General features: G+C 67.9%; 15 protein-coding genes and 1 pseudogene. 7 read left to right on the plus strand and 9 right to left on the minus strand.

Going from position 1 to position 16,582, the window contains the following annotated elements; genetic code table 11:
• Window positions 1–188: 188 nt before the first annotated feature.
• The 3 genes from BFN33_RS01600 (at window position 189) to BFN33_RS01610 (ending at window position 4,488) form a co-directional block, all read left to right on the plus strand.
• Window positions 189–1,289, plus strand: coding sequence for an AMP-binding protein (locus BFN33_RS01600; RefSeq protein WP_069758012.1), 1,101 nt, complete (start codon window positions 189–191; stop codon window positions 1,287–1,289).
• Window positions 1,289–2,680: an aldehyde dehydrogenase family protein gene (locus tag BFN33_RS01605; protein ID WP_069758013.1), complete on the plus strand. Its 1,392-nt coding sequence runs from the start codon at window positions 1,289–1,291 to the stop codon at window positions 2,678–2,680. The genes BFN33_RS01600 and BFN33_RS01605 overlap by 1 nt, the downstream gene beginning before the upstream one ends.
• A 1,172-nt stretch (window positions 2,681–3,852) precedes the next feature.
• Entirely contained in the window at window positions 3,853–4,488 is a 636-nt protein-coding gene (locus tag BFN33_RS01610; RefSeq protein ID WP_069758014.1) for a hypothetical protein, read from the plus strand.
• A 365-nt stretch (window positions 4,489–4,853) separates the two neighbouring features.
• Here BFN33_RS01610 and BFN33_RS01615 read toward each other — a convergent pair whose 3' ends face one another.
• Window positions 4,854–5,480: a hypothetical protein gene (locus tag BFN33_RS01615; protein WP_069758015.1), complete on the minus strand. Its 627-nt coding sequence runs from the start codon at window positions 5,478–5,480 to the stop codon at window positions 4,854–4,856.
• A gap of 126 nt (window positions 5,481–5,606) precedes the next feature.
• On the opposite strand from BFN33_RS01615, the gene BFN33_RS01620 reads away from it, so the two are divergent.
• The 4 genes and pseudogenes from BFN33_RS01620 to BFN33_RS01630 all read left to right on the plus strand — a co-directional run bounded on the left by BFN33_RS01620 (window position 5,607) and on the right by BFN33_RS01630 (window position 8,823).
• Window positions 5,607–6,002 (plus strand): hypothetical protein, encoded by a 396-nt coding sequence (locus tag BFN33_RS01620; RefSeq protein ID WP_256122586.1) that lies wholly within the window; start codon window positions 5,607–5,609, stop codon window positions 6,000–6,002.
• 110 nt (window positions 6,003–6,112) lie between these two features.
• Window positions 6,113–6,322 (plus strand): annotated as a pseudogene (locus tag BFN33_RS53970) (transposase); the annotation flags it as partial.
• 62 nt (window positions 6,323–6,384) lie between these two features.
• Window positions 6,385–6,921, plus strand: a complete 537-nt coding sequence (locus BFN33_RS01625; RefSeq protein WP_141757928.1) for an AAA family ATPase — start codon at window positions 6,385–6,387, stop codon at window positions 6,919–6,921.
• 675 nt (window positions 6,922–7,596) lie between these two features.
• A complete protein-coding gene (locus tag BFN33_RS01630; RefSeq protein ID WP_069758017.1) occupies window positions 7,597–8,823 on the plus strand; it encodes a cytochrome P450 in 1,227 nt (408 codons plus the stop codon).
• 94 nt (window positions 8,824–8,917) lie between these two features.
• Here BFN33_RS01630 and BFN33_RS01635 read toward each other — a convergent pair whose 3' ends face one another.
• From BFN33_RS01635 to BFN33_RS01670, 8 genes are all read right to left on the minus strand, one after another.
• Entirely contained in the window at window positions 8,918–10,183 is a 1,266-nt protein-coding gene (locus BFN33_RS01635; protein WP_069758018.1) for a cytochrome P450, read from the minus strand.
• Window positions 10,180–10,797, minus strand: coding sequence for an ATP/GTP-binding protein (locus BFN33_RS01640; protein ID WP_069758019.1), 618 nt, complete (start codon window positions 10,795–10,797; stop codon window positions 10,180–10,182). Before BFN33_RS01640 ends, BFN33_RS01635 begins: the two co-directional genes overlap by 4 nt.
• Entirely contained in the window at window positions 10,778–11,134 is a 357-nt protein-coding gene (locus tag BFN33_RS01645; RefSeq protein ID WP_062051353.1) for a DUF742 domain-containing protein, read from the minus strand. The genes BFN33_RS01640 and BFN33_RS01645 overlap by 20 nt, the downstream gene beginning before the upstream one ends.
• Complete coding sequence (locus tag BFN33_RS01650) at window positions 11,131–11,550, minus strand: roadblock/LC7 domain-containing protein (protein WP_069758891.1); 420 nt, start codon at window positions 11,548–11,550, stop codon at window positions 11,131–11,133. Before BFN33_RS01650 ends, BFN33_RS01645 begins: the two co-directional genes overlap by 4 nt.
• Window positions 11,551–11,688: 138 nt before the next feature.
• Window positions 11,689–13,443, minus strand: a complete 1,755-nt coding sequence (locus BFN33_RS01655) for a sensor histidine kinase KdpD (RefSeq protein WP_069758020.1) — start codon at window positions 13,441–13,443, stop codon at window positions 11,689–11,691.
• 490 nt (window positions 13,444–13,933) lie between these two features.
• Window positions 13,934–15,001 (minus strand): NAD-dependent epimerase/dehydratase family protein, encoded by a 1,068-nt coding sequence (locus tag BFN33_RS01660; RefSeq protein ID WP_069758021.1) that lies wholly within the window; start codon window positions 14,999–15,001, stop codon window positions 13,934–13,936.
• The gene (locus tag BFN33_RS01665; protein WP_069758022.1) at window positions 14,998–15,465 is read right to left on the minus strand and encodes a MerR family transcriptional regulator; all 468 of its coding nucleotides are present in this window, start codon (window positions 15,463–15,465) and stop codon (window positions 14,998–15,000) included. Before BFN33_RS01665 ends, BFN33_RS01660 begins: the two co-directional genes overlap by 4 nt.
• Window positions 15,466–15,620: 155 nt before the next feature.
• A complete protein-coding gene (locus BFN33_RS01670; protein ID WP_069758023.1) occupies window positions 15,621–16,415 on the minus strand; it encodes an MHYT domain-containing protein in 795 nt (264 codons plus the stop codon).
• Window positions 16,416–16,582: the final 167 nt, after the last annotated feature.

A 16,582-nucleotide genomic window follows, 5' to 3' on the forward strand; every position in this document is an offset into this window, starting at 1 on the left:
TTGTGTGTGGGGGCCATGGCCGTCAGGCCTGGTGCACCAAAGGTGTACAGGACATGTCGTACCGGCATGGGTGCGCGCGTCGCCGCTGCGGAGTGGAACGGAGACGAGCCTGTCCCGTGAGTGCTGACGCGCCGATCCTGTCCCGTACTCCGGTACCGGCCCCACGGGCTTCGAGAAAGGACGTTGCGATGGTGGACGAGTCATTGACCATTCTGGACGCCGGTCCCTTTGACCACGTGGACCCGGACGAATTCGTCCGGGCGGCCATGCGGTGGCACTTCGACCCCGCGACCGGTTCCCGGTACTGGCTCGACCGGGCCGATCGGCTCGGCTTCGACCCCCGGCACGACGTCAAGGGCGTGGCGGACCTGGTCCTGTTTCCCGACCTGGCGGACGAACTGCGGGGGGTGCGGGTGGCGGATCTCATCCCCAGGGGCTACGGATCCGGGGCCAAGCTGCTGAACGTGTTCGACAGCGGCGGGACGACCGGAGCACCCAAGCGCGTCATCCAGCTGGACGACTGGATGCGGCACAGCACTGAGCAGGTGAACCGACGTCTCGGGGCCCATGGGCTGCCCGCCGGCGGTCTGTGGCTGACTGTGGCGCCGACGGGGCCGCACCTCGTGGGAGACGTGCTGCAGCGGGCGGCTGCCGGTCTCGGCAGCGTGGGCCTGAGCGTCGACATGGACCCCCGGTGGGTGAAGAAGTTGGTCGCCGCGGGCCGGGCCGACGAGGTCGACGCCTACACCGACCACCTCGTCGAACAGTGCCGAGGCATCCTGCTCAGCCAGGACATCGGCGTCATCGCGGCCACCACCCCGCTCCTGGAGCGGTTCGCCCGGGAGGACGATCTGGTCGAGATGATCAACCGCAGTGCCAAAGCGATCATCTGGGGCGGTACGCACATGGACCCCGACACGCGGGAGCTCTTGAGCACAGAGGTCTTCCCCGATGTGCCGGTCATCGGCATGTACGGCAACACCCTGATGCTCACCGCGCTGATGGAGAGGGCCGGTCTCACGGCCTCGGAGCCGTGCGTGTTCGACCCGGTGTCGCCGTACGTCTTCCTGTCGGTCGTGGATCCCGACACCGGGGAACGGGTGGAGGTCGGCGAACGCGGTCAGGTCGTGGTCAGCCACGTCAGCAAGTCCATGCTGATCCCGAACAACATGGAGCGGGACACCGCGCTGCGGGCCCGTCCCGACGAAGACCACGCCGGCGATGCCGTAGCGGACGTCGCGCCCATACCCACGGTCAAGGGCGAGACGGTGATCGAGGGCGTCTACTGATGACGACTGTGACCTTGGCCGACCCCATCTACCTGGACGCCTTGGGCCCTCGGGGTGCTTACCGGACGCGTGTCCCGACCTCGGTGAAGGATGTGGCCGGCACCGAGGTCGCGCGGCTGAGCCTGGTGCCGCCGCTCTTCGTGACGCGGGCGATGGCCGCCTTGCGGCAGGCCGGGCCGATCCCGTCGGCAGACCTCGACGGTCTGCTCGCGGCGGCGGCCGATGTGTTCGCCTCCGGCACGGTAGGCGGTCTGAGCGTGCGGGAGTACGAGCAACTCGTGAGCCGGACGTCGGGCACTCCCCTGCCGGTGGTACGCGCCTCGACCGATGGCACAGCTCGCTTCGTGCGCCAGGCCCGCTCGTCCGCCTGGCGGGGCAGGCCAGTGGGCGCGGCCCCCGGTCTGCATGACTCTGCCGTCCGCGAGGGACATGCGGTCTGGGTGCGTCAGGGCGACGTGTTCGCCGTCAACGCCTCCGGTAACCACCCCGGCGTTCACCGTCTGTGGCTGGAAGCGCTGGCGCTGGGTTACCGCGTCGCCGTCCGCCCGTCGAGGCGTGAGCCGTTCACTCCGTACCGGTTGGTCGGAGCGCTGCATCAGGCCGGCGTACGAGATGACCAGCTCGTGTTGCTGCCCACCGACCACCGGACCGCCGACACGGTGGTCCGCGACGCCGACCGGGCTCTGGTGTACGGCGGTGACGACGTGGTCGCCAAGTACGCGAACGATCCCGGAGTCCTGCCGCAAGGACCAGGCCGGTCGAAGATCCTCATCACCGCGGACACGGACTGGCGTGACCACTTGGACACGATCGTGGCCTCTGTCGCCGACGAAGGCGGAACCGCGTGTGTCAACGCCACCGCAGTCCTTTTCGAAGGCGATCCAGCACCTCTCGCCGAGGCCATCGCGACACGCCTGTCAGCACTGCCCAGCCTCCCTCCGCAGGACGAGAGGGCGGTTCTGCCAGTCTGTGCGCGGGAGCGGGCGCACGCCCTCAGCGCATACCTGGGAACCGTGGCCGCGGGGACGCGCGCCTGGCTCGGTGGAGACGGGATTGCCGACGACCTCGGCGACGGGAGTGCCGTACTGCGCCCCGCCGTCCACCAGACCGACAGCGCCGACGCCGTCCAGCTGCGCAGCGAACTGCCCTTCCCCTGCGTGTGGGTTGCGCCCTGGAGCCGGTCGGACGGCATTGCTCCGCTGAGGGACACGCTCGTGCTGTCAGCTCTGACGCGCGACGCGGAACTGCTGGACACCTTGCTCTCGGAACCCACCATCTCCAACCTGTACATCGGCGATCAGCCGACCTACTGGATGGCTCCGGGAGTGCCCCACGACAGCTACCTCTCGGATTTCCTGATGCGCAGCAAAGCCGTCTTCGACGCACGGTGAGGCGGGGCGGGCCGTCGTGTCCGTTCAGTGGAGTGTGAGCAGCATGATGACCACCCCCAGGGGCATTGACCCGTCCCAGAAATGGCCGATCTCTCGGAGTTCCGGCGTCTCTCCTCTCGACAGTGGAGCGCGGCGCGGGCGTCTCGCGGGTCAGCGACCGCAGTGCACGGCCCAAGAGGTAGAGCACCAGCATCGTGACGGCCACGTCACCGAACGCTGAGTCCCCCGCGGAACGGGCAAGATGCCGTCCCGAGGCAGGACGGTCGGCCAGGGTTTCGTGCGACGGCCCCCGATATCGAGGGGACGTCCACGCCATCCAGCCCCCCATTGCCGACATACCCGCCACCTGGGGCAGCCTCCTGACTGTGCTCGCAGTACGGATTCCCGGCGGCGACAGCGGTCAGCGGAAACCACAACGCGGCTGCGCAGAAGACCATCTGCGCAGCCGTCGGCCACTGTTGCCTCCACCGGGCCCTCGGTCACCCACGCCCGGTCCCTGACATCGCGCTGTGCGCAATGACGTACGTCCTCTACTCCTTCGCTGTCGGTGGAGGCGCGTTGATCGCGAGCTGACGGTGGTGGCCGTCTCGTCGGTGCAACCGGAGTTCCCATGTTTGGCCTGGACCGTCTGAACCGAAGCATGTCCGGCAGCGCACCAGGGCACTTCTCCTGTTCCAATCCGCTGTCGAGGCGAGGAGGGCGAGGTCGAATTGGTCATGGGTGTGCACACTGCGCGCGGCCTCGTGGTCGTGAAGACCTTCTGTCGGTGACGCTCGCGGCGTGCTGGTCCTGCATCCCGACAAGCTCCGTTTATGGAACCGGTCCAGTGCCGCTTGGTGTGCCGCACGGTCCTGGGAGCAGGCATGGCCTTGGGTGTCCGATAGTCACCGACTGCCACTATCTCCTCGCAACGGACCGGAAGCCGTGGTAGCCCACCCGCTTGCGTGTCCCTCCCGCTGTGGGGATGGCGCCACCCGGACTGACCGTGCTGTAGGCATCGTTCCGTCTTTCGTTTTGGCTGACCACTGCGGGCTGTTCCGCACACGATGGTGACGCTGTGTGCGCAATCCGCCTATGATGTTCAGGGGTACCCGTCTCATCGTATGGGGCGGGCTAGCGGCACCAAGAGTGTGCCTGACGAGCACGCAAAAGTATTGAGGACAAGAGGACACATGGTCTCCGCAAGCCACACGGCGCACAATATCGAGATCACCGCCGAGAGCCTTCAAGAGGATCTGGCCCGCCTGGAGATTCAGAAGCAGGCGCTGGAGAGGGAGCTCGCCGCGGTCGTCGCTCATCTCGGCTCCGTACAGCGGGCCCTCAACACCCTCGAGGCTCTCATGCACGGAGCTGCCCAGCCGCAGGCAGCCGACACGACGGCTGTGGTGTCCACGAAACGGCCTCGCCCCTCAGCACCCGTGCCCCAGCAGGAGGGCACCCCCTCCTCGCAATCAGCGGACGGCGCCACCCTCACACGTGGTGTCCAGAAAGAGCAGTCGGCGGCGAGTCGGCGGGATCGGCGGGACTCCGCCTCCCCGGCCGTAGCCAACGCGGTCAGTCCTACCCCCGGGCCTCATACCAGCGGCGACGGTGACGATGACAAGAAGTACGGCAAACTCACCGAACAGATCCTGGAGTATTTCGCGGGAGCCGGCGACGCCCACGTGCGGGCTCGGGATGTCGCGGCGGCACTCGGCCGCGACACGGACAGTGGGAGCATCAACGCGGTCCGCAGCACCCTGGACCGCCTGGTAGGCACTTCTCGCATCCGGCGGACGGGGCGCGGCCTCTACGCCAAGCAGGCCTGAGACCGCCGACGCCCAAGCCTTGCTGCTCACCACCTGGTCAGGCGTGACTCCGGGCACCGTCCACGGGGGGAGGACGGCGCCCGGAGCACGGCACCAGGTCTGCTCTAATACCTCGGTGCCAACGCGCGACATCCTCACGATGACCGTGTCGAACATGACGTCGCAAACGTTGTGATCAATATACACACTAACGAGCGTGGTCGGGACCGCCGGAGGAAAAGGTGCACGGCCCGCCGGGTCACGTCAGGTTTAGATGTTGCTTGGCTGTGTTGTTCAACAGGAATCAGACCGCGTCCCCCTCACGTCGGTCACCGCGCCAGGGAGCCGGAAACGGCTGAACTCACAGGGCGGCTGCCTTCGACCGCTCACTCCGACGTGGATTTCTCCGTGCCACGAAGACCCCCGGGGATGCTGCACTGAGGTAGGGGAACGATGTGACGTCCGCAGAGCACGGCAGTCATCCTGACAGCCAGCACGCGGACCTTGTGGTACCACGACGGTACGGCGAGCACGAGATGGCCACGGTGCATGATCCATGCCGGGAAGCCCTTGATGACCAGATCGCGATAGGTGTTCGGGGCGGTGTACGTTCCTGGTGGTCCTGCCAGGTCGGAGACAGCGGCGGCGTCGCCCGCGACCCACACGTCTGACACTATGTTCGCCTCTGTGCCCACCCGAAGGCCGGGCCGTGCGAGTAGAAGACCCCGGTCGTCGACGGGAAAGTCCGTGTGATTGTGTACGGTCGAGTTCGACGCACTGCCGGCAATCCACACGATGAGCCCCGAATCGAACTCGGCGCCGTTCGACATCACGCCGTAGCCGTCATCCGCGGAGACAAGCTGGGCGTTCAGGTGAACCGACGGCGCCTCGCTCCTCCAGGGACCGGACCACCCAGGCGCCGGGCCGGTTCCGGTGACCGTTCTCGAGCCGGTCACGAAGGCCCGCGCGACTGGATTGGTCCGGCCGATCTTTGAGGCAACGGCGTACGACACCCGTGAATCTCATTGTCGAACGTCTCGTCGGGTGAGGTAGAAGAGCGGTATGGATACCGCCCTCCTTGAACAGATGCTGGAGGAGCCATCGATCACGCTGTCGTGCATCACGGATACACAAACTACATGCGTGACTACGAGGTCATCGTCTATGCGACGGCTGATCCCCGCACCGGCATCACGCCGTCGTACCGGCGGTATCTGTTCCGGTACTGCGTCGAGGCCCGATGCGAGACGTCAGTGCCCGCGGAGACCTGGGGGCGCTCTTTGGACGACCGGCTCATCGACCACGAAACCGGCGTCGACCTTGACGGTTACGTCTGGGGCGTGAAGTGCCACTGCCTGTACCCGGGGGCCAAGCTTCTCCCCGAGTCGGAGGCGACCCGCCGCTGGTCGACGGCCGTTGGGATCGATTTCCATGAGGTACGCGTTGAGACCAACGCGCACAACTTGAGCCTGCTCTTCTCCGACCTTCAGGTGAGCGAGGTCCCGGTCGGATACGCACCCTTCGTCACGGAGTAGGAAGCGGGGGTTCGTGTGATCTTGTGACCGGCGTGTGGTCTGGTCGTTCTTCCTGGCATGCGGCGGCGTGATCTGAGTGATGCGGAGTGTTCCTGCCAGTCAGCAACAGGCGTTGTGGCCGGTGGCGGGATCACCGGCAGGTGATCGACGGGATTTTGCCCCGGGTTCAGACCCGGCGTGCAGTGGCGTGACAGCCCGAACGCTTCGGGCCGTGGAAGACCGTCTACGAACGGCACCGGCTGTGGTTATCCGACAGGACGTGGGAGCGTCTGCTCCAGCGAGTCCAAGCCGCCGCCGACCCGGCGGGTGAAATCGATTGGGAGTCCTTCCTGATCGCGGCGATGGCGTCGCCGGCCGGGGTGGTCATGTCTACGCTGGCGGCGTGACATTGGTGTGGGTGACGGGCAATTCAGGGACTGGTAAGTCCACGGTCTGCGGGCTGTTGCGAGAGCGTGGCTACGTCGCGCTCGACGCCGACGAGGACGGCTTCAGTCGCTGGATCGACCGAGCTAGCGGTAAAGCCGTGATGGATCCTCCGTATCCGGTTCCCGGGGGCTGGCTCGATCGATACGGATGGGCGATCGTCCGCGAGCGCGTTGAGACCCTCGTCGAGGAGTCTCGTTTCCGAATCGCGTTCTTGTGCGGATCGGCAGAGAACGAGGCAGACGTCCTCGATCTCTTCGACTGCATCGTGTGCCTGGTGATTGACGAGGACACCCTCCGCCACCGGCTCGCGACCCGCACCACGAACGCATTCGGTCAACATCCCGAAGAGCTCGCAGCGGCCCTGAAGTGGAATCCTCGGATGCGAGCGATCTACGAAAACCGTGGCGCGACGATCATCGATGCATCCACGCCAGTGACGGAGGTGGTGGACAGCGTGATCGATGCAGTTCAGGAGCTGAGGGGCGGTGCATGAGATGATGTTCGTTTCGCGCTTTCGGGAGGGGCGAGCGGGCTGGCCGCGGTGTCGCCGGGACGCTACGGCCGCGGCTGGGTGAACAAGCCGTGCTCGGTCTCGACCACAAGCTCGAAACGTCCCACAAACTGACGGAGAATCCGCACCAACGTGGGGAATCGAGATCATCTCACTGCCTGATCACCCATCGGCACGCCCACAGGCTTTGTCAGGGAGCAATTGATCGGCGCCGCTGAGCGGGCCCGGCCCGGGACAAGCGTGCGAGACGATCGAGTGGTCGATGGCCCCGAAGTCGCCCATGTGCCGCTGTCGCGCTCAACGCACGAGCCCGCGCCGACGACACCGTCGAGGGCCGGAACAAACTCTGCCGCCAAGCCCGTCCATGACCGAAACGCATCGCCTGCGCCCCCTCCTGCAGCAGCTCGATGCCGCTGCGCCAGTGCGCATGACCTCGCCGATGCCGTCACCGAGGCTTTCAGGGGCTCCCCCGACGCTGCGATCCGCAGCGACAAGATTCACGGTGATCAAGAACGGGCTCAGCATGCCTGCCGCTCAGCCGCTGCTTGCTCCTGCCGACTTGCTCGCAGGCTCAACTTCGGCCAGGACTGGCCTGTTTGAGTCAACGTAAGATCATTAACCTGGTGCGAGCGCAGGCATCGACCTTGAAGGAGCGCCGTGTCCACCGCCCAGCAGGTTCCTGACATCCTTTCGCCCGAGTTCGCCACGAATCCCTACCCCGCCTACGCGGTCATGCGGGAAAAAGAACCCCTGATCTGGCACGAGGCCACCCAGAGCTACGTCATCTCCCGCTACGAGGACGTCGAACGGGTCTTCAAGGACAAGAACGCGGAGTTCACGACCGACAACTACAACTGGCAGATCGAGCCGGTCCACGGCAAGACGATCCTGCAGCTCAGCGGCCGTGAGCACGCGGTTCGGCGGGCGCTCGTCGCACCCGCTTTCCGCGGCAGGGAACTGCAGGACAAGTTCATGCCGGTCATCGAGCGCAACTCCCGCGAACTCATCGACGCGTTTCGGCACTCCGGCTCCGCCGACATCGTCAGCGACTACGCCACCCGCTTCCCGGTCAACGTCATCGCGGACATGCTGGGCCTGGACAAGGCCGACCATGCTCGGTTCCACGGCTGGTACACGGCGGTCATCGCCTTCCTCGGCAACCTCGCCGGCGACCCCGAGGTGACCGCGGCGGGCGAGCGTACCCGGGTGGAGTTCGCCGAGTACATGTTTCCGATCATCCGTGAGCGGCGCGACAATCCGGGCGATGACCTGCTGTCCTCGCTGTGTACTGCCGAGGTCGACGGTGTGCGGATGAACGACGAGGACATCAAGGCGTTCTGCAGCCTGCTGCTCGCGGCCGGCGGTGAGACCACCGACAAGGCGATCGCCAGCATCCTGGCCAACCTGCTGCTTCATCCGGATCAGTTGGCGGCTGTCCGCGAGGACCGGAGCCTGATACCCGCGGCCTTCGCCGAGACGCTGCGCTACACCCCGCCCGTGCACATGATCATGCGCCAGTCGGCCACCGACGTCCAGGTCACCGGCGGCACCATCCCGGCCGGAGCCACGGTGACGTGCCTGATCGGCGCCGCCAACCGGGACGAGCAGCGCTACCGCGAGCCCGACCGGTTCGACATCTTCCGTGACGACCTCACCACGACCTCGGCGTTCTCGGCCGCCGCGGATCACCTCGCCTTCGCGCTCGGCCGCCACTTCTGCGTCGGCGCCCTGCTCGCCAAGGCGGAGGTCGAAACCGGGGTGAACCAGCTGCTGGACGCCATGCCCGACCTCCGCCTCGCCGATGGCTTCGACCCGGTCGAGCAGGGCGTGTTCACACGCGGCCCACTGGCGCTGCCGGTGCGCTTCACTCCGAGCGGCACCTGAACCCGCACCGTCCGCACCACCACTGTCGTCCGGTCCGGGCAGCTCACGCGTCCGGCTCGGGCGATGGGAATGGCAATGGCAATGGGCGATAAAGCTAGTGCACGGCCGGGGTGAACTGCACGGGCAGAGAGGTCAGTCCGCGCATCCAGATCGACGGACGCCACGTCAGTTCCTCCGGCTCGACGGCCAGCACCAGGTCGGGGAGCCGCTCCAGTAGCGTCTCCACCGCCGTACGTGCCATCACATCCGCCAGCAGCGGCGCGGGATAAGGGCAGCGGTGCTCGCCGTTGCTGAAGGACAGGTGCGCCGAGTTCTCCGCGCCGGCATGCGACTCGGGCCAGATCTGCGGGTCGGTGTTGGCGGCCGCGAGGCCCAGCACCAGGCAGTCCCCCTCGCGGATGAGACGTCCCCCCAGCTGCGTGTCGCGCACGGCCCACCGGCCGATGAAGTTCTGCGTCGGTGTGTCCAGCCACAGCACCTCGTTCAGCGCGTCTCCCACGCTGACCCTGCCGCCGGAGACGTTCAGCGCGAAGCGCTCGTCGGTCAGCAGCAGTCGCAGCGTGTTGCAGATCCAGTTGGCGGTCGGCTGCTGCGCCGCCGCGATCACGGAGATCAGGTCCTGCACGATCTCCTCGTCGCTGAGCCCGGCCGGATCAAGCAGCATCCGGGACGTGACATCCGGCCCGGGGCGCTCCCGCTTCTCCTTCACCAGCTGCATGATCCGCTCGCCGACCCGCATGTACGCCGCGACCGGGTCGTCGCCCTCACCGGCGTCGAGCGAGATCCTCAGATCGTCGACGAGCTGCTCGGTGTCGGTGCTGTCCTGCGGCATGCCACACATCCACAGCACGGCACGCGCCGGCAGCGCGTGCGCGTACACGCTCATCAACTCGGCCTGGCCGCTGCCGGAGAACGAGGAAATCAGCTGACCGGCGATCAGCTCGCACTCGCGGACCAGCTCGAACTGGTCCACGCCCTCCAGCGCCTGCGTGATCACACCGGCCCGGCGCTGGTGCTCAGCCCCCTCGGTGAACAGCACGGAAGGCTGGTAGCCGACGAACGGCAGGAGGGGCCAGTCCGAGGGAATGTGATCCCACTGGTTCCATCGCCGCGAGTCCCGCGCGAACAGTTCGTCATGGCTGGTCACATAGCAGACCTCGGGATAGCCGAGAACCAGCCAGGCGGGGATGTCGTTGTCGAGCAGCACCGGCGCGACCGCCCCGTGCTCCCGGCGCATCGAGCGGTACAGCTGCGAGGGCGTCTGCTGGTACTCCAGGCCGCCCAGTTGCACCGCGCCGTCGTGTGCGGGGCAGCCGGGGGGCGGAGTGGGTGCGGACGGGGAGCCGGTGGGATCGCTCACGGTGTGCTCTCCTGGGACAGTGCCATTGAGTAGAGGTGGTCCACGAGGGCGATGAGGACTTCCTTGCCCGAGGACCTGACTCGGGCGTCACAGTCGACCATCGGCACATGCTCACCCAGCGCGAGGGCCGTGCGGATTTCCTCGAGCGAGAATCGGTTCTCGTCACCGTCGAAGCGGTTGACGGCCACCACGAACGGGGTCTTGTGGTGTTCGAGCCTGTCGATCGCGTACCAGCAGTCCTCCATACGGCGCGTGTCGACGAGGACGACCGCGCCCAGCGTCCCGGAGAACAGGCGGTCCCACAGGAACCAGAACCGCTCCTGGCCCGGTGCCCCGAACAGGTAGAGCACCATGCGCTCGTTGAGAGTGATACGGCCGAAGTCGAACGCGACCGTCGTGGTCGTCTTGCCCTCCACACCGGCCGTTTCGTCGACGCCCTGCCCGGCCTGCGTCATCACCTCTTCGGTGTTCAGGGGCCGGATCTCGCTCACCGAGCGAACCAGGGTGGTCTTGCCTGCGCCGAAGCCGCCCACCACGACGATTTTCAGGCCGGTCTCGGCGGCATGGGCCAGCGGCGTGCGCTGGGAGGGGAGCTCAGAGGTTGCGGAGCCCATTGAGGACCTCCTGGAGCAAGGCGGTTTCGGGAAGCGACGCGACGGACTCGGCGGCGCGGGGGTGACGGGCGCTGACCTTGCCCATGTCGTGCAAGTCGCCGACGAGGATGCGGGCGACCGTGACGGGCAGCTTCAGCTCGGCGGAGATCTCCACCAGCGCCGTGGGGTGTCGGCACAGCTCGAGGATCCGCACGTGCTCCGACTGCATGCCGGTACTGGGTTCGCTCTCGCTGACGATCAGCGTGACCAGGTCGAACGAGTCGTCGGCCGTGCTGCGCCCGCCCGTGACCATGTAGAGCCGGTCAGGATCTCCGACGTCCACGGGTTTGCGGATCACGCGCGGGCACCCCGGTCGGCGGGCGTACGCGGTTCCGCCCTCAGATGCTCACCGATCTGCTCGACGAGTTCCGTCATCTGGTGACCGACGACTCCCGGGTCGGCGTTCTCCTGTGCGACGACCGCCAGGTGCGCGCCCTCACCGGCGTCCACGATGAACAGCAGGCCGCCGTGGAACTCGGTCATGGAGTGCCGCACACCACCCGATCCGTCTCCGAACTCCATGGAGGCGCCTTGCGCGAGGGCCTGGATGCCGGAGCAGATGGCCGCCAGCTGGTCGGCCTGGTCGAGCGTCATGTGCTCCGTCCAGCACAGCTTCAGGCCGTCCCGCGACAGGACGAGGGCGTGGCGTGTGCCCGGGGTGCGCTCCAAGAGATTCATCAGGAGCCAGGTGAGGCTGTTGTCGGTGGTCTCCATGGTGATCGGGACGGGTTGCGACCGGTCGGCGGTCACCCGGCCCGTTCCTCCAATCCATCGAATGCGGCGGCGAGGTGCTGGGTAGTGGGCTGCTGCCCGTGAAGTGCGGGAAGGCCGAGATGCGCGGAGGTTCGCGCCTCACTCGGCCGCGGTCCCGTGCCCGTCACCGGGCGGGCTGACGGAGTCGCCGGGTACGCCACCGCCATGACGGGCACGGTGGAAGGCGCCGAACTTGCTGCCGGTATCGCGCGCGGGTCCCGGTTCGCCCGGCTCGGCCGAGGGGGCCGGGGCCGCCGGTTTCTGCCGTGCGCGCTCGGCGGCGGCCATCGTGCGGCCGGGGGCGCGCACGGGCAGCGTGTGGCCGGGGGACGCGCTGCGGTCGCCGGGGACATCGGCGCTGGGCATGGACGTCACCTCGGCGGACGGGACCGGTTCCGCGGACTCGGCCGGTCGGGTGCGCGGGGACGGCGTCTCGTCGGCTTCGGCGGCGGGTGCCGGTGCGGCCGGGACCTGTGCGGTGCGCCGCGGGCGCTCGACGACGGGCTCGCGCTGCTGGGCCAAGAGCTGAGGAGGCAGCAGTACGACGACGCCGGTGCCGCCACGCGAGGAGGGCCGGTAGTTGACGCTGATGCCGTAGCGCTCGGCGAGCCGCCCCACCACGGTCAGGCCGAGCCGGGTGCCCTGCAGCGAGGCGAGGTCGGTGACCCGGCCAGACACGGACTCCTCCGCACGGCGCATGGCGGCGTCCGACATCTTCAGGCCGCTGTCCTCGATGGTGACGACGAGGCCGGCACTGCGTTCTTCCACATATACGTGGACCTCGTCGATGGGCGGCGAGAAGTTCGCCGCGTTGTCCATGAGTTCGGCGAGCAGGTGCATCACACCCTCGGCCGCGAAGCCCGCGATCGACGCCTTGCTGGAGGAGTGCAGGCGTACGCGCCGGTAGGCGGCGATACGGCCGACGGCTCCGCGCAGGATGCTCTCCATGACGATCGGCTTGTTCCAGACGCGGCTGGAGCGACCGCCCATCAGCAGGGCCAGCCGGTCCGTCATCAGACCGAGCTGAGAAGTGCTGTGATCCAGCCGCAGCAGGTCACCGAAGACCTCCTGGCCGTGCCGGTCCTGCATCTCCCGCAGATCGGCCAGCATCGCGACGGTCTTGGACTGGACCCGGCTCAGCGCCTTGGCGGAGGCGACCTGGGCAGCGGCGGAACGCCGTTCACTGAAGGCCAGTTCACGGACGAACCACTCGGCCGCTCCCCGCACGAGGGCGTTCTGCGGCCAGTCGAACTTGGTGAGGACGGTGTTGCCGGAACTGCCTTCCCGCAGCAGGGCCACCGCGGCAGGCAGCGTCTCCTCGATCAGCCGCTCGAGTTCCGCCCTGCCCTTGGCCAGTTCGCTGCGCATCCCGCGCAGTTCGCTCTCGGCGCCGACGGCCCGCCCCACCGATGCGCCGAGCTCAGTGGCGAAAATGTCGAGTATCTGGCGCAGTTGCGGATCGGACGGTGCGGCGACCCGGGAGAGGGCTTCCTCGGCGCTCGCGCCGCTCTTCAGCTGCTGTGCGACACCTGGAAGGCTCACGTTGACGAGCTGGGCGACCTCGTTGCCCTGCTGCTTCCAGTTGTCCTTGGTCATCCCGAGCTCGCTGTCCCGGGCGGCCGCCTGCCGACGGGCACGGCGCACGAGGTAGGAGGCGATGCCGGTGACGACGGCGACGCAGCACCAGGCGACGATCGCCGTGCCGAGAACCCAGGAGCGGGCGGCATCCGGAGCGAGAACGGCCGCAGCGGCGCCGCCCGCGGCCGCGGCGACCAGCACGACCAGGAACACGGCCGGAGAGGAGCTCGCCCCTTTCCCACGTCGACGCTGACGGGAGCGAGCAGGCACTGGCATTCCGCGGTCCCTCGGTTCGTACGAGCAGGAAGGTGGACGGCACGTCGTCGGCGATCTGAAGGGCGACCGATCGGGGACGGTGCGCTTCCGGATCACGCGTGCCGCTCATGCTAGTCACCCTTTCGAGTGAGTGAAGGACACCAACGGCCCCTGCGCGCACACGAGTTCACTTAGTCGGGAAACAACCCTCGCCATTCATACGTGTGATAGGCACCTTTGCCTGATCACGGCCGATCCCGAACATGCGGAGGCTGGGAATCCGGAGTGTTCGCCGGCGCCTCACCGTACTTCCGGGCGCGAGGACCGCTCAGTCGGCGCATGTTTTCGGACAACTTTCGAAACCTCTCCTGGCTCAGACTTCCCTTCCGCACAGGCTTCCGGGTCGTGCAGCACCGGCTTCGCGCCCGCCGCGAGGTACTCCGACCCGTCGTTGCGTCGATGCGCAGTGCCGCGTTCCGGGACCACACCCGCCGGGACCGGTCCCGGCGGGTCACTCGCCGCGTGGCAGGCCCAGGCCCGGACCGAGGACGCTGTCCGCACTCGCCACGATCGTCTCGACGACGTCCCGGGGCCTCCAGCCCAGCACGGAACGGGCCTTGGCGTTGCTGATGACGGGGATACGCCCCTGCAGGGCCGCGGCGTCCCGCAGCGCCGGTTCGGTCCTGGCTGCCTCGCGTACCTGCTCGATGGTCATCTCCTTCGCCGGCAGCCCGGCGGCCGCGGCCGGGACATGCTCACGCAGGATCTGCGCCATCCCGAACAGGCTGATCGAGGGCCCGCCGACGGCGAGGAAACGCTCGCCCGCCGCCTTCGGGTGCACCATGGCGCGCAGGTGCAGGTCGACGACGTCGCGCACGTCGACAACGCCGAAGTACATCAGCGGGACCACCGGCATCCGCCCGCTCAGCATGTTCTGGACCAGTCCGAGGGAGCCGGAGGGCCGGTCGCTCAGTCGGGGGCCGAAGATGCCGGTCGGGTTGATGACCGTCAGCTCGATGTCCCCGTGGGAGTCGACATAGTCCCAGGCAGCTCGCTCGGCGAGCACCTTTGACTTGTGGTAGGCGGGCAGACCCGGGGTGTTCGGGTCGGTCCAGTCGATCTCGGAGTAGTGGTTGTCGGGCTTCACGGTGTATCCGACCGCGGCGAAGGACGACGTCATCACCACCCGCGCGACCCCGGCTGCCCGGGCCGCGGCGAGCACGCGCAGCGCACCGTCGCGGGCCGGGAGGACGACCTCGTCCTCCGTCTCCGGTGGAGTGAGGGGGAAGGGCGAGGCGTGGTGCAGTACGTGACCGACCCCGTTCATGACCTCTGCCCAGCCGTGCTCGGCACCGAGGTCGGCGACGGCGAACTCCAGCCGGTCGGCCGGTTCGGCCCCAGCCCGCTGGAGCGCGGCGAGGATTGGCCCTTGCTGTCCCGGCTCCCGCAGTGTCACTCGGACCCGGTACCCCTCGGTGATCAGCCGGGCGATCGAGTGGCTGCCGACGAGCCCGGTGCCGCCGGTGACGAGTACGGTCCCGTGGTCTCGGAACGAGGTGGCGACATTCTCTGTGCTCATCGTGAGGTCCCTCGCTCGGCGAATCCGTCGATAACGCGCGTGACGTCGTCGATGGCCTGTTTCTCGGCGTCCACGTCCTTTCGCACCCGGGCATCCCACAGGTCCGCTTTGCCTCGGAGGTACGCAAGGCGGAGTTGCAGCTCCCCGATCTCGGCGGCCAGCCTGTCGGCCTGCGCGGCGAACAGCTCGTGTTGAGCGGCCGCCGCGGCATCTCCCTGAGCCCGCAGGTCCAGGTAGCGCCGCATGCCGGTGACGGTCATCCCCGCCGAACGCAGACAGGACAGCGCCAGAACGCGCTCCGCGGTCTGCGGGCCGTAGCGCCGGTGGCCACTGGACTCGTCACGGGCGACCGTTCCGAGTAGGCCGATCTTCTCGTAGTAGCGCAAGGTGGGTTCACTGAAGCCCGACCGGTACGCCATCTCCTGGATGGTCAGGCCTGCGGCGTGCTCTCTGCTCACTGCCATGCGGCAAGCCTGCGACACTTCAAGCGCTTGAGGTCAACTCGGAATACGGCTGATGCGATGCGCGTCACTCGGAACGAGCATCCGCCGCGGCGTGCGGGCCCGCGAGGCAGACCTGTTCAGCGCGGTGTTCCTCGCCCTGAAGGACGAGGAACAGGTCAATGACCGGAGTAGGGGACGTCGGCCAGGGACGGTGTGGGCGTGGCCCCGTCCCAGTTGTCGTCGCCGAGCATCATGTCGGGGTCGAACATGACGATGCCGGCGGCCACGACGAGGACGACGACGGGGCCGGCGAGCATGACGAGGAGGAACGAGAGCAGGCTGGTGGAGGACGCGGCGACCGCGGACTGGCCCGTGAGGTGGACGGACACGGCGGCCATGCCGGTGTAGTGCATGCCGGTCACGGCGACGCCCATGACCACACTGGCGCCGAGGCTGGCCCACAGGGCGTGGATGGTGACCGCTGCCCACAGTGCCGCCGTGGCGGCAGCGATGGCGACGACGACGGACAGGACCACCGTGGGCGGGTCGTAGTGCAGGGCGCCGTTGGTGTGGATGGCGGCCATCCCGAGGTAGTGCATGGCCGCCACGCCGAGCCCGGTGACGGTGCCCGCCGTCGCCAGCGTCATCGGGGAAGCGCCCCGGTAGCCGACGAGGAACACGCCGACGGAGACGACGACGATCGCCACGATGAGGCTCAGGAGCGTCTTCACGGCGTCGTAGCCGACCAGGGCGCCCTGGACGCTGAAGCCGATCATGGCGATGAAGTGCATGGTCCAGATGCCGCAGCCGATCGATATGGCACCGAGCGCCAGCCATCCTGCTCTGCGCTGCGGGCGCCGCAACGACCGCGTGGTGCAGCGCAGCCCGAGGGCGGCGCCCAGGCACGCCATCAGGTAGGCGGCGACGGGGGTCACGGCGCCGTAGTGGAAGTTCGAGATGTTGGCGGTCATTCTGGGCCCTTTCGCAAGGGTGACGGCACCACGCACGCGGTGTACCGGCACGGTGTCGGGGCGCACGTCCCGCCTGGTGGTGGGCAGACCGTTCCGGACAGGTTCTCCCCGCCGGACGCGAGGTGCGTCCGCTCACTTTCCTGTCGTGCGTGCGCTGCGGCTCGGGC

Source organism: Streptomyces sp. LUP47B, from assembly GCF_001746295.1.
Taxonomy (GTDB): Bacteria; Actinomycetota; Actinomycetes; order Streptomycetales; family Streptomycetaceae; genus Streptomyces.

Bases quoted from the DNA above. Each gene is read 5' to 3' on its own strand.
- BFN33_RS01600 (WP_069758012.1), top strand. From the start codon at position 189: ATGGTGGACGAGTCATTGACCATTCTGGACGCCGGTCCCTTTGACCAC.
- BFN33_RS01605 (WP_069758013.1), top strand. From the start codon at position 1,289: ATGACGACTGTGACCTTGGCCGACCCCATCTACCTGGACGCCTTGGGC.
- BFN33_RS01610 (WP_069758014.1), top strand. From the start codon at position 3,853: ATGGTCTCCGCAAGCCACACGGCGCACAATATCGAGATCACCGCCGAG.
- BFN33_RS01620 (WP_256122586.1), top strand. From the start codon at position 5,607: ATGCGTGACTACGAGGTCATCGTCTATGCGACGGCTGATCCCCGCACC.
- BFN33_RS01640 (WP_069758019.1), bottom strand. From the start codon at position 10,797: ATGGGCTCCGCAACCTCTGAGCTCCCCTCCCAGCGCACGCCGCTGGCC.
- BFN33_RS01650 (WP_069758891.1), bottom strand. From the start codon at position 11,550: ATGGAGACCACCGACAACAGCCTCACCTGGCTCCTGATGAATCTCTTG.
- BFN33_RS01655 (WP_069758020.1), bottom strand. From the start codon at position 13,443: ATGCCAGTGCCTGCTCGCTCCCGTCAGCGTCGACGTGGGAAAGGGGCG.
- BFN33_RS01660 (WP_069758021.1), bottom strand. From the start codon at position 15,001: ATGAGCACAGAGAATGTCGCCACCTCGTTCCGAGACCACGGGACCGTA.
- BFN33_RS01665 (WP_069758022.1), bottom strand. From the start codon at position 15,465: ATGGCAGTGAGCAGAGAGCACGCCGCAGGCCTGACCATCCAGGAGATG.
- BFN33_RS01670 (WP_069758023.1), bottom strand. From the start codon at position 16,415: ATGACCGCCAACATCTCGAACTTCCACTACGGCGCCGTGACCCCCGTC.